Source organism: Shewanella sp. AC34-MNA-CIBAN-0136 (assembly GCF_040309945.1).
Taxonomy (GTDB): domain Bacteria; phylum Pseudomonadota; class Gammaproteobacteria; order Enterobacterales; family Shewanellaceae; genus Shewanella.
Genome location: NZ_JBEOPJ010000006.1, coordinates 227,169 through 239,895 on the forward strand (window position 1 = coordinate 227,169; position 12,727 = coordinate 239,895).

The following is a 12,727-nucleotide window of genomic DNA, read 5'->3' on the forward strand; positions in this document are numbered from 1 at the left end:
ATGCCTGCCAAGGTGTTATCGAGCTTGCTAATGGGAGCCATGAGGCAATTAATCATTCTATTCGCCTCATTTGGTGAGGCGAATAAATTGCTATTTGCCTCATTTTGTAAGTAGAATAGCTTGGTATGTGCATCAATACAGTATTTTAGTCAGCTAAACAGGGGTTAATATGTGGATTTGGCAACAGCAAGAATGGCCAGAGTTTGTATGGGATAATGCTCGTATAAGTGCACTATTGAGGCAAATTCAATTTAACCAGGGTTTGCTGCTGGGTAAAATAGGTTCTGAATCCGCTAGTCAATGGACACTCGATACCATGCTGGCCAATATCGTTTATTCAAGTGCTATTGAAGGAGAAAAGCTTAACGCATTTTCTGTACGTTCCTCTTTGGCGAATAAGCTTGGCGTGAGTGAAGAAAAACCTTATCCCACCACGACGCAAACTGATGGTTTAGCTGATATCACCTTAGATGCGCTACAAAACTGGCAACAGCCACTTAGCCTAACGCGTATTTTAGATTGGCATGCTCTGTTGTTTCCGAGTAACCAAGCCGTGTTTAATCCTGTTATTGGCGGTAAGCTACGCGGCGATGAGCCTATGCAGGTGGTATCGGGGCGTTTAGACAAACCGACAGTGCATTTTGAAGCGCCTCCTCGAGATACGCTAGACCAAAGTTTAACGCAGTTTATTGAGTGGTTTAATCAATCACGAAAACAGGCTGACCTTGATCCGCTAGTACGAGCAGCCATCACTCATTTGTGGTTTGTCACCTTGCACCCGCTTGATGATGGTAATGGACGTATAACGCGTTTACTCACCGACTTAGCGCTCGCGCAAGCTGAGCATCGTTCTATTCATTTTTACACAATGTCAGTTAGTATTCTTGAGCGACGCAAAGCCTATTACGCAATATTAGAGTCTACCCAGCAAGGTGGCTTAGATATCACACCTTGGCTGCTGTGGTTTTTAGACACCTTAAATGACGCTATTCAACACACGCTCAATAGCATTGAGCAAACTACTGCTAAAACCCAATTTTTGCGTCGAGTGGACCAACGCTTACTCACTCCAGCGTTAACCACAGAACAAGTGAGAGTGCTAAATAGATTACTTGATGGTGACTTTAATGATGGGATCAGTAGTAGCCAGTATCAAAAAGTCGCTAAAGTCAGCCGCGCCACCGCCACCCGGCATTTGGCTCAATTAGTTGAGCAGCAATGTTTGGTCAAAACCGGCGCGGGCGGCAGAAGTACAAGGTATGTGTTGTTGGTGTGAGTTTACTATCATAACAATCTTAATATGTGACTTATAGTCCGTAGACTCATTGTCTACATGTTTGCATCATCATGAAAACCTTTTTTTAGGATTTTTCATGGAAGATTTGATACTAGTTTCATTTGGTGCCTACTTTAAAAGTTTAAGGGTTTCAAAGGGATTATCACAAGAACAACTTGCGCTAAAAGCTGATTTAGATCGGACATATATCAGTGGAATCGAAAGAGGGAAAAGAAATGTTAGTTTGATCAATATTGTCAAACTAGCAGAAGCTTTGGAGTTACCTCCTAAGCAACTTCTTGATTTTAAGTTCAAGGAATAAATATGTCTAACAGAGCATTTTATTCCGCACCTCTCGAACAGTTTTTAGTTGCTGACGCCTTGTCTATAAGTGGTGAAATATCCGCAGCTCATACTCAGCAACTACAGCATCAGCAATCCAGAGCTTGGGGAGCTGAAATAGATATACTCAAAAGAGAACTGAAATTATGTGGTACTGATAATACACATATCTTTTTTGAGTTTATGATCCCAAGAATGGGACGACGTGCTGATGTTGTTCTTGTGGTGAAAGGCGTCATCTTTGTTATCGAATTCAAAGTGGGTGCACAACAAATTAATCATGCCGATTTAAGGCAAGCCCATGGTTATGCACTCGATCTAAAAAACTTTCATAGTGGCAGTCATGATAAATTTATCGTGCCCATTTTAATTGCTACGAATTTAGCTAAACCAACATCCCAGCAAGCATTATTCAAATTAGACTTTGCATTTGATAACGTAGCTTCTCCGATTGCTATTCATTCAGGTCAAATACTTAATGCAATTAATCAAATAACTACATCTTTAAAGCAGGTTGAGTTTGATGCTAACCAATGGGCTACATCTGGTTACTTACCGACTCCAACAATCATCGAAGCTGCACAAGCTCTTTATGCCCAACATAACGTTGAGGATATTGCTAAAAGTGAAGCGGATACTCAAAATATCGGCCAAACAAGTCAGCAATTATTGCAGCTAATACACGACGCCCGTGAAAGAAAGCGCAAAGTGATTTGTTTTGTCACCGGTGTCCCTGGTGCGGGTAAAACACTTGTTGGATTAAATATTGCGAGTACTCATTCAAACCCAAAAGAGAAAGAGTATTCAGTATTCTTGAGTGGCAATGGCCCTTTAGTGTCGGTGTTACAAGAGGCCTTAGCTCGTGATCGAAAAGTAAGAACTGCTGATACAATGGCATCTTGTCGACGACAGACAGAGCAGTTTATTCAAAATATTCATAAGTTTAGGGACGATTCTTTATCCGGTGCGGTTCCGCCTGAACAGGTCGCAATATTTGATGAGGCACAAAGAGCTTGGAATAAAGAGCAAACTAGTAAGTTCATGCAAACAAAACGCAATCAAATAGGCTTTAATAAATCAGAACCCGAATATCTCATTGAAGTCATGGATCGTCACGAAGATTGGGCCGTAATTATTGCTCTGGTTGGTGGAGGGCAAGAAATTAATACCGGAGAGGTGGGGTTGTTAGGTTGGCTTAATGCACTAGACGAAAAATTTAGTCATTGGGATGCTTATTACTCTGCAGATTTACTAAATGGGGAATATGTGGCATCAAATTTAACCGCTAACCATTTATCAAAAGGAACAATCTTACCGTGTTTGCATTTAGCAACTTCGATGCGGTCATTCAGGGCGGAAAAACTATCAAGTTTTATTCATTACTTGATTGATGGTGATAGCGTATTAGCTTGGAAATTATTCACTACGTTCTCGCACTTATATCCTATTAAAGTGACTCGAGATTTAGACACTGCAAAGAAGTGGATAAAGTCGCAGAGTCGAGCTACTGAAAGTATTGGCATGCTTGCTTCATCCAATGCAATACGTTTGAAAGCGGAAGGTATTTTTGTAAAAAACAAAATTGAACCTAAAGATTGGTTTCTAGGTTCGCCGGAGGATATTCGCTCATCTCACTTCTTGGAAGATATTGCAACTGAGTTTGATGTTCAAGGTTTAGAGTTAGATTGGTGTTTAGTTGCTTGGGACGGTGATTTTCGATTTAAACCTACTGGGAAAGAACATTGGCGATTTCGCGGAAGTAAATGGGAAAAGCGCCAACAAGAACAAACTCAAATGTATTTAGAGAATTCTTACCGAGTGCTGCTGACTAGAGCGAGGCAAGGGATGGTTATTTTTGTTCCTAGTGGAGATGACTCTGATAAAACAAGGCTGTCTGAGTTTTATGATGACACTTTCGATTTCCTACAACGTTGTGGTATTACCGTTGTTTAGGATTATTTAATTCCATCAAAGCCTGCCATATAGGCATATGCAACTGTTGAAAACAGGATGTTTTCGTCAAGCCCCCATGGATGGGTTTACGGCGTGTTGCAGGGGACGATATGGTGGGCGGATTACCCCATGAACCTGTCGATAACTCATCAGATAATTGTAGTTTTCTAGGTCTTCGTTTTTAGTTCATCGGTCTTTAGGTTCTCAATGATTAAAAACAAAAATGGCAGCCACGTTGGCTGCCATTTTTTATTGATGCTAGCGACTTGTTTTGGTCAATTCACTAGCGGTTTATCGCTTTGTTCTTAGCTTAAAGCTCAAAGCCAAATTACAAGCTAGGGCTAGTTAATAGCCATCGATATAAAGTAACCCACAAATGTTGCGGTTACTACGCCAATAAAGCCTGGAATAATAAAGCTGTGGTTGAGTACGTATTTACCAATGTGGGTGGTGCCGGTTCTATCAAAACTAATTGCCGCTAAATCGCTTGGGTAGAATGGGAAGAAGAAGTAGGCATAACACGCTGGCAGTACACCAATTAATACTGGAGCTGGGATGCCGAGTGAATACCCTAATGGCAGCATTATAGTTAATACCGCAGCCTGACTTTTTAAGAAGATAGACGACACAAACATCGCAATAGCAAATGTCCATGGATACACGCTGACAATGTCGCTTACCGCGCTCACCAAATAGGTTTTATGGTGCTCAATAATGGTGTCACTCATCCATGCGATACCAAAAATGATAATGACCGCAGTCATACCGGCGGTAAACACGTTACTGGTGACAATTTTTTTCGGGGAGATATTGGTGGCGAGTAATATTACTCCACCGACTGACAACATCATAAATTGAATCGCTACCGACATGCTGACGCCAGCAGGCAGTATTTGCTTACTAAACATCGCCACCATGATAACGGCAAATATGCCCAGTAAAAATACTGTTAAGCCTTTCTTTGCTGTCGATTCGGCCTGGGGTGTTTGCACCTCATCTGCTTTTGGGTCGGTTAATGCTTCACGAAACTCATCATCTGTTAAACGTGCCTGAAACTCTTCATCTTTATCTAAATCTTTACCGCGCTTTAAGCTCCAGGTACACGCTACTAGTAAGCCTGTTAGTGTGGCGGGAATGGTCACCATGAGTACATCAAGTAAGTTAATATCTAGATTATTATCAACAGCAGTGGCAAGTACAACTGCTGCTGCTGCTGCAATTGGACTGGCAGTAATACCCATTTGTGATGCTACAGTTGCCATGGCTAATGGACGTTCTGGGCGGATGCCTTTTTTGTACGCCACATCGTAAATTACAGGAAGAAGGGGATAAACAGAATGACCCGTACCAACCAGAACGGTTAATGAATAGGTACACAGCGGGCCTAAAAAGACGATATGCTCAGGATGTTTACGTAATAGTTTTTCAGCAAACTTTACCAACAGCTTTAAACCGCCAGTGGCCTCTAACGTCGCCGAAGCCGCCACTACGGCTAGAATAATTAACATTACACTGATAGGTGGCGCACCTGGTGCAACGCCAAATACAAATGCGAGTACCGAAACACCTAACCCGCCCAATAAACCAAAGGCGATACCGCCATGGCGAATACCAACAAATATCACCGCTAATAACAGCAGCATGTGTATATAAAACATCGTGTTTTCTCCCCGCGTAGGTTTTTATGTAGGTTGTTATTATTTTTAGCCTTTTGAAGGTATCCCACTACATCTTTGGGGTTAGTGATGTAACTCAAGCTATTGAATTGGGTGTGGTAATAAATGTTTAAAACGTGAACAACATTACATACCGCTGCGTATATTGTGTTGCGTCACTTTTGTAGGGGAAGGGAACGGTATTCGAAGCACAAAGTATGCAGTTAACTACTCTGTTGATTTGCTTTGAATAACATTTTGGCAATCGTTTTATCGTTACATTGTATTAGCTGCCAACGCTGACAGTTGTTGAATGTGCAGTAGTGATTAATGGCCTCGAACAACGCAGACACAAAATGTGTTTTGTCATTTAATTCATCATGTTGATTCGTCAATTTTTGCGTTTCAATGTGCAGGTTTTGCAGTAACAAACATTGGTTTTTACGGTCGGCTTTTACATCCACGCGGCCAACAAAACCGTCACGCCATAGAATGGGCAGTGAATAATAGCCGAATTGGCGCTTAGCCTCAGGCACATACACTTCTATTTGATAATCAAACCCAAACCACAACTTAAGCTTTTGGCGTTGAATGACTAAATTATCAAACGGATTAAGTAGCCAGACTTTATTGGGAATAGCAGTGGGTAAGGTGAGCGTAGGTTGGTAGAAATAAACGTGTTGTGTATTGGCGCTGGAGTCGGTAAAGCTGGCGATATCACTTTGTTCGCACAGTTGCGCTAATGTTTGGCTGAGTAGCGGTTTGAGGCCTTTGCGTAAATATTGTATTTGCTGCAAATTACCAAAACCATGCGCCGATAAATAACGCTGAATCAAGTGTTGGGCAAATTCTGTATCGCTAGGTGCTGTGGTGTCGATGTGCTTGGGGAGTACTCGCTCTGTTAAGTCTTACACCTTTTGAAACTTGTCGCGCTTAGCAACCATTAACTCGCCTTGCATAAACAACTGCTCAAGCGCTTTTTTAGCTGGTTTCCAATCCCACCAAGTGCCATTTTTAGTGTCTGACTCATGGGTGAACTGACTGGCTTTTAATGGACCTTCGGCGCTAATACGGGCTTTAACTTCGCGCATGACTTTATGTTCTGGTTCAAACCAATGCTTACCACCTTGTTGTAATTGCTGTTTGCGATACAGGCTAAAACGGTAATCTTCAATAGGCAGATAAGCAGCCGCATGGGACCAGTACTCAAACACGGTTTTATCGCTCATTGCTGCATCTAACATGGTGGCAGAATATTCGGGCAGACGACTGTGTAATACATGATGATGCGCGCGTTCGACCACATTAATAGAGTCAATTTGCACATAACTTAATTGCCGGATAAGCTTTGGCAATGACTCCAAAGGCTGTAATAAACCTTGCTGCTGCATACTTAGCTGTAACCATTGTTTAGCTGATAAAGGGTTTGTCATTAAATGCCCTATATTGAATGGGTAAACAAATTAAAACACGAGGATAAGTGCCATTGTAGGTCGAATTTTATAGTAGTGTACATCTCGCTGTTTATGATAGGTCTCTATAAATGACGGCGAGAGAATGTTGATATCCTTCACACGCTTTAACGTGTAAATCTCACCTTAACGGTTACAGCGTGTAAGTTGTATTTTAATGCTTACAGCATGTAAGCCTGAGCTGTTTACTCATTAACATATTCAGCATTGGCTGAAAAATCCAAACCTAAAATCCAAAAAATTAAGCCCAGCAAATGCTGGGCTTAATGTTACTACGTCCAAGCTTTAAGCTTACTCGACGTTTTGGATCTGCTCGCGCATTTGCTCAATCAGTACTTTTAGTTCTACTGCGGCAGAAGTGATTTCTGCGCTGATTGATTTTGAGGCTAGGGTATTTGATTCGCGGTTAAACTCTTGCATCATAAAGTCTAGACGGCGGCCTTCGCTGCCACCTTTTTTTAGGATGCGACGAGCTTCAGTTACGTGAGCTTCAAGGCGGTCCATTTCTTCGGCAACATCTTGCTTTTGCGCTAATAACACCATTTCTTGCTCGATACGGGCAGGGTCTAATTCACCAGCAATATCGGCTAAGCGGTTAGTTAATTTGTCGCGTTGATACTGCATTACCGTTGGCATGTGTTCACGCACAACCTTCACTTGCTCCATTACGCCGTCTAAACGGGTCAGTAGCATGTCTTTAATCGCTTCACCTTCACGGCCGCGAGCTTCGATAAACTGATCGATAGCACTGTCGAACGCAATCATTAAATCGGCACCTACACTATCCATATCTTGCTCTGCTGCCGATAGCACGCCAGGCCAACGCAGTATATCTGTTAGGCTGAGTTCGCCTTGTCCGGCTTCTTGTTTTAACCAGTTTGCTGCACTTAATAGCTGTTTGGCTAAATCTTGATTCAGTTGTAATTCATTACTGCTGCTGTCGGCGAGTTCGTAACGTAAATTAACTTCGATTTTGCCGCGATTAAGGCGTTTACGTAAGCGGTCGCGTAAGACAGGTTCAAAGCTGCGAAACTGCTCAGGTAGGCGCAGGTAGGTTTCTAGGTAGCGCTGGTTGACTGAACGGATTTCCCATGAGGCGGTGCCCCATTGTGCTTTGTGCTCGATACGAGCGTAGGCTGTCATGCTTTGGATCATGAAGTGTCCTGTTATGTTATTTACGCGAATGTGAGTTGATTATAGCCGTTTTAGCGGATGGGATTAAAGGATTAGTCGATAGATTTGTGGCTTATCGCTGCTTACCATGGCATCTAACGGCGTGAAGCTCTATAATATGGGCTCAAATATGATATGAATTCGACTACAGGACTTTTCATGCGCCCAAGTAACCGTACACCAGCTCAAACTCGCCCTATCACTATTACGCGTTCTTTTACTGCACATGCTGAAGGCTCGGTTTTAGTTGAGTTTGGCGACACAAAAGTATTATGTACAGCAAGTTTCACTGAAGGCGTTCCACGTTTTCTTAAAGGCCAAGGCCAAGGTTGGGTAACTGCTGAATACGGTATGTTACCGCGTTCAACTCACAGCCGCATGGACCGTGAAGCGGCTCGTGGTAAGCAGTCTGGCCGTACTCAAGAAATTCAACGTTTAATTGGCCGTGCATTACGTGCAGCTGTAGACATGAAGTTGTTAGGTGAAAACACTATCGTTATCGATTGTGATGTGATTCAAGCCGATGGCGGTACGCGTACTGCGGCTATTACTGGTGCTTGTGTGGCGTTAGTTGATGCGCTTAACTGGGCTCGTGGTAAAGGCATTATTAAAGCGAACCCACTTAAGTTTTTAATTGCTGCTGTGAGTGTTGGTATTTACAAAGGCGAAGCGATCAGTGATTTAGAATACATTGAAGACAGCGCTGCTGAAACTGACATGAACGTTGTGATGACAGAAACCGGTAAGATTATTGAAATTCAAGGTACTGCAGAAGGCGAACCATTTAGCCATGAAGAGTTACTTGAGTTGTTAGTGTTAGCTAAAAACAGTATTCGCGAAATTGTCGATGTGCAAAAAGCGGCTTTAAGTTAATATGCTGTTGAAAAATGAGGACCGATTACGGTCCTTTTTTTTAATCTAAAATTTGATGAAAGAGGAATAACCGTGAAAGCCTATCAACGCGAATTTATTGAGTTTGCTTTAGCCCGCCAAGTATTACGTTTTGGTGAGTTTACCCTTAAATCTGGCCGTACGAGCCCGTACTTTTTCAATGCTGGATTGTTCAATACGGGTAAAGACTTAGCGCGTTTAGGTCGCTTTTATGCTGCGGCGTTAATGGACTCGGGTATTGAGTTCGATTTGTTATTTGGCCCAGCGTATAAAGGTATTCCGATAGCGACAACCACAGCTGTAGCGTTATGCGATCATCACGATGTGGATATTCCTTACTGCTTTAATCGTAAAGAAGCCAAAACCCACGGTGAAGGTGGCAGTTTGGTGGGCAGCGAGTTAAAAGGCAAAGTGATGCTGGTGGACGATGTGATCACCGCTGGTACCGCTATTCGCGAATCGATGGAAATTATTAATGCCCACGATGCTCAACTTGCGGGTGTGTTGATTGCATTAGATCGCCAAGAAAAAGGCAAAGGCGAGTTGTCGGCAATTCAAGAAGTGGAACGTGATTTTGGCTGCCAGATTGTGTCGATTATTAAGCTTGCTGATTTAATCAGTTACTTGTCTGAAAAGCCGGGTATGGAAGCAGAACTTGCTTCGGTTAGCGCTTATCGTGAGCAATACGGCATTTAATCTTATTCAGATTTAAACAAAAATGCAGCCCCTATATTATGAAATTAGGTGGCTGCATTTTTATTTGCGTGTTATTTACACACATTATTTTACTTGGTGTAAAAACTCGGCGCGGGTGGCTGGGTTTGATTTAAAAATACCGCCAAGTGCTGTAGTGGTAGTTGAACTGGTTGAGTCCATGACACCGCGAGATTTAACGCAGTAATGCACCGCATCCATTTTTACCGCAACGTCTTTGGTTTCAAGTAGGGTTTGCAGTGCCACTAACACTTGTTGGGTTAGGCGCTCTTGTACTTGTGGGCGTTGGGAAAAGAAGCGCACGATACGATTGATTTTAGACAAGCCAATAATTTTTGTGCGTGGCAAATAGGCCACCGTTGCGAAGCCATCTATGGTCACTAAATGGTGTTCGCAGGTGCTGGTAAGACTAATGTCTTGTACACGCACCATTTCATCAACACCCATTTTGTTTTCGATAACCGTGATCTTAGGGAAGTTTTCGTAATCAAGCCCTGAGAAGATTTCATCGACATACATTTTTGCAATGCGGCGTGGAGTATCAGCCAAGCTGTCGTCGGTTAGGTCGAGTGACATTAAGGTCAAAATTTCACGCATATGATGTTCAATTTTGACTTTACGTTGTTCAGGCGTGGAAGTTTTTGGCAACATCGGGGTTTCTAGCCCACGGTCTTTTAGTGCTGCTTGTACTTTTATTGCGGCTTCACTGAGTGCCATATATCCTCCAACTACTCGATATCACTGTTTATATGAGTGTACGTTAATACCCACTTGGGCGCCCGCTAAGGGACGAGGAGAATAACGCGATTTGCGCTAAATTAATACTGTAGGTAACAAAAAAGCCGACCCCGTTAGTCGGGTATCGGCTTTTTGTGGTTAAACGCTTAAGCGATATCTACTTTACGTTTAGGTTCTCTTTGATGAACTTAAGCATTTTGCCATAATACTCAGCCCGATTTTCATCGTTGTAGAAGCCATGACCTTCATCGTCTAATATCATTTTCTCAAATGGGTACTCATAAGCTTTCAGCTTTCTCTCTAGTGCTTCATATTGCTCAATTGGCGCTCGTTCATCTTCACCGCCATGTACAATTAATAGCTTAGCTTTTAGCTTGTCGATATTTTCTGATGGTGACATAGCTTTCAGGATAGCGGTATCTTGACCAAGTGCTTTTTTCAAATAACTTAAGCCCATCCGGCGATCTGAAACATCACCTTTATGGAACATTAATGCTAGATCATATACACCAGCAAAACCTACTGCGCATTTGAATAAATCAGGTGCAAGAATCGAACTCTGGAGTGCGCTATATCCACCAAAACTACCACCGACAATACAGATACGATCTTTATCGACTATGCCTTGTTCAATGACATAGTTAGTGGCATCAATAATATCGTATTGTATTTCAGCACCCCATTTCTTATATCCGGAAAATTCAAAGTCATCTCCATAACCACCAGAACCACGGAAATTGACTTGTAAAACAGCAATACCTTCTTTTGCAAGCATTTGGTTTTGTGGATCAAATTGCCACCAATCTCGAATGCCATGTGGACCACCATGGGGGTTTACCACTAGAGGTAAGTTTTTAGCGTCTTTGCCTTTTGGCAACGTCAGATAACCGTGAATAGTTTGTCCGTCTCGACTAGTAAATTTAATCGGCTTAACTTCAGCCATATCATCTGGTGTTAACCATTCTCTTGCTGAAACTAAATATCCAAGTTTCATTGTTTCAGCATCGAAAGTGTAATAATCGCCTGGATTGCGATCATTAAAGGCAAACACTATCCACTTATTACCATCGCGAGTTTGACTGACTAAATGCACTTGATGGCCGGGAAGGGCTACTATTAAATCTTTTAGAATTTTTGCTTGTTGATTGTCTGGATTAACAAAGGCATAAGTTGGGTATTCTGCTTCATATTCAACCGCATAAAGTTCTTTTGATACTTCACTAATCCAAAGCTGACTAGGATCGACTAATTCATCTTTTATTAGCGATTTCTTGTCACCGGTGGTGAGGTTAACAGTATAAATACCCAGTGTTTGGTTGTTAACTCGCCCCGCGGCATAGATTATGTTTGGATCCTTGGTAAATGCCACTGGAGTAAAATCATCTAGACCGAGATTAAGCTGATCAATATTAATCCAGTCGCCTGATTTATAATAAAAAGATTGTTCAATATCGTCTTTATTTGTACCTTTAACAAGCCTAACTTCGCCATCGTGATCAGTAATAAATTGTGAATAGCTAATAGGTGCGTAGGTAATTTTTCGGCGTGTGCCTCTATAGACATCAACTTTAAAAACAATATGAATGTTATCTGCTGTTGAAGTACTTCCAGCTCCCCAAGGCAGCGCTTGGACAAGCATGTATCTGTCATCATCTTGTAAAGGATCTAAAATAAATGCTGTACCGCGGTAAGGAGTTTTTTTCTTAATGCTTGAGCCAGTTTGCTGTTCGTTATTTTCGTAGCCAAAAAGATATTCAGCTTGAGAACCATCAGCGTTTACGGCCATTAGTTCACCGTAATACTGAGGATGATCATCCCAACCCTTTAAGTACTCTTTTTCAAATACAATACGGTCATCGTTTACCCATACATAATTTCCGACTTGGGCATTAGTACCAAATTGAATAGCATGGACAATTTTTAAGGTTTTTGCGTCTAAAATAATTAAAATACGTTTATCGTCATTGATTGTTTTTGCACTGATATAGTCACCACTAGGTGAATATTTAACATTGCTGTATTCAGACGATTTACTAAACAATTTTGCAGTTGTTAGTGTGTCAGATGCAAAAGATGATGTTATGAAGGCAGGGTAAAGTAATAAAGCCAAAGCGATAAGCTTGGATAGTTTCATTGTACATCCTTGTGGTTTGTTGTGTTTTTGTTTTTATTGTTGCCTATTTGTTTCTGGCGCAATTTTAAAATAAAAGAGTATTTATTTCAATCAAAGAAAGATTAAGTTGTATCAGTATTTTTATTCAGAAAAAACAACATGTGAGGTATAAAATGCGCAGCATAAATACAGTCCGTGTAATTAATGTTAAAAATGTAACGGTATTGCATTTAATTCAAGTGGTCGGAGCAATACGTACTCATTATTTATTCATTGAGATGAGGTGGAAATATGGACGTATATTACGACTTCCAATTTATGTTGATACCCGTTTGGTTGGCCTCTTTGCGCGGTTGAATTTGCTTGAAAGTCATAACGCAGGTACAAAAAAAGCCGACCC

The 12,727-nt window shown here is 41.6% G+C and carries 9 protein-coding genes and 1 pseudogene; 5 read left to right on the forward strand and 5 right to left on the reverse strand.

Features of this window, described 5'->3' with window-relative positions:
• Window positions 1-169: 169 nt before the first annotated feature.
• The 3 genes from AAEY94_RS08335 (at window position 170) to AAEY94_RS08345 (ending at window position 3,571) form a co-directional block, all read left to right on the forward strand.
• On the forward strand, window positions 170-1,276 hold the full coding sequence (locus tag AAEY94_RS08335) for a Fic family protein (RefSeq protein WP_350978385.1): 1,107 nt from the start codon (window positions 170-172) through the stop codon (window positions 1,274-1,276).
• A gap of 97 nt (window positions 1,277-1,373) precedes the next feature.
• On the forward strand, window positions 1,374-1,598 hold the full coding sequence (locus tag AAEY94_RS08340) for a helix-turn-helix domain-containing protein (RefSeq protein ID WP_124018418.1): 225 nt from the start codon (window positions 1,374-1,376) through the stop codon (window positions 1,596-1,598).
• A gap of 2 nt (window positions 1,599-1,600) precedes the next feature.
• Window positions 1,601-3,571, forward strand: coding sequence for a DUF2075 domain-containing protein (locus AAEY94_RS08345; protein ID WP_350978386.1), 1,971 nt, complete (start codon window positions 1,601-1,603; stop codon window positions 3,569-3,571).
• A gap of 341 nt (window positions 3,572-3,912) precedes the next feature.
• Here AAEY94_RS08345 and AAEY94_RS08350 read toward each other — a convergent pair whose 3' ends face one another.
• The 3 genes and pseudogenes from AAEY94_RS08350 to AAEY94_RS08360 all read right to left on the reverse strand — a co-directional run bounded on the left by AAEY94_RS08350 (window position 3,913) and on the right by AAEY94_RS08360 (window position 7,853).
• Window positions 3,913-5,229, reverse strand: a complete 1,317-nt coding sequence (locus AAEY94_RS08350) for an anaerobic C4-dicarboxylate transporter (RefSeq protein ID WP_011639250.1) — start codon at window positions 5,227-5,229, stop codon at window positions 3,913-3,915.
• Window positions 5,230-5,450: 221 nt separating this feature from the next.
• A pseudogene (locus AAEY94_RS08355) lies at window positions 5,451-6,659 on the reverse strand (winged helix-turn-helix domain-containing protein).
• Between the two features lie 330 nt (window positions 6,660-6,989).
• A complete protein-coding gene (locus AAEY94_RS08360) occupies window positions 6,990-7,853 on the reverse strand; it encodes a YicC/YloC family endoribonuclease (RefSeq protein WP_350978388.1) in 864 nt (287 codons plus the stop codon).
• A gap of 177 nt (window positions 7,854-8,030) precedes the next feature.
• Here AAEY94_RS08360 and rph point away from each other — a divergent pair, with 177 nt between their 5' ends.
• Both rph and pyrE read left to right on the forward strand, forming a co-directional pair.
• Entirely contained in the window at window positions 8,031-8,744 is a 714-nt protein-coding gene (rph, locus tag AAEY94_RS08365) for a ribonuclease PH (protein ID WP_011639245.1), read from the forward strand.
• A gap of 72 nt (window positions 8,745-8,816) precedes the next feature.
• Window positions 8,817-9,458: an orotate phosphoribosyltransferase gene (pyrE, locus tag AAEY94_RS08370; RefSeq protein ID WP_350978390.1), complete on the forward strand. Its 642-nt coding sequence runs from the start codon at window positions 8,817-8,819 to the stop codon at window positions 9,456-9,458.
• Window positions 9,459-9,542: 84 nt separating this feature from the next.
• On the opposite strand, the gene folE is transcribed toward pyrE, so the two are convergent.
• Both folE and AAEY94_RS08380 read right to left on the reverse strand, forming a co-directional pair.
• On the reverse strand, window positions 9,543-10,193 hold the full coding sequence (folE, locus tag AAEY94_RS08375) for a GTP cyclohydrolase I FolE (RefSeq protein ID WP_101088524.1): 651 nt from the start codon (window positions 10,191-10,193) through the stop codon (window positions 9,543-9,545).
• Window positions 10,194-10,371: 178 nt separating this feature from the next.
• The gene (locus AAEY94_RS08380; protein WP_350978391.1) at window positions 10,372-12,348 is read right to left on the reverse strand and encodes an alpha/beta hydrolase family protein; all 1,977 of its coding nucleotides are present in this window, start codon (window positions 12,346-12,348) and stop codon (window positions 10,372-10,374) included.
• Between the last annotated feature and the right edge of the window lie 379 nt (window positions 12,349-12,727).

Excerpts from the sequence above, each read along its gene's own strand:
- AAEY94_RS08350 (WP_011639250.1), bottom strand. The coding sequence starts at position 5,229 with ATGTTTTATATACACATGCTGCTGTTATTAGCGGTGATATTTGTTGGT.
- AAEY94_RS08360 (WP_350978388.1), bottom strand. The coding sequence starts at position 7,853 with ATGATCCAAAGCATGACAGCCTACGCTCGTATCGAGCACAAAGCACAA.
- AAEY94_RS08345 (WP_350978386.1), top strand. The coding sequence starts at position 1,601 with ATGTCTAACAGAGCATTTTATTCCGCACCTCTCGAACAGTTTTTAGTT.
- rph (WP_011639245.1), top strand. The coding sequence starts at position 8,031 with ATGCGCCCAAGTAACCGTACACCAGCTCAAACTCGCCCTATCACTATT.
- AAEY94_RS08380 (WP_350978391.1), bottom strand. The coding sequence starts at position 12,348 with ATGAAACTATCCAAGCTTATCGCTTTGGCTTTATTACTTTACCCTGCC.
- AAEY94_RS08335 (WP_350978385.1), top strand. The coding sequence starts at position 170 with ATGTGGATTTGGCAACAGCAAGAATGGCCAGAGTTTGTATGGGATAAT.
- AAEY94_RS08340 (WP_124018418.1), top strand. The coding sequence starts at position 1,374 with ATGGAAGATTTGATACTAGTTTCATTTGGTGCCTACTTTAAAAGTTTA.
- folE (WP_101088524.1), bottom strand. The coding sequence starts at position 10,193 with ATGGCACTCAGTGAAGCCGCAATAAAAGTACAAGCAGCACTAAAAGAC.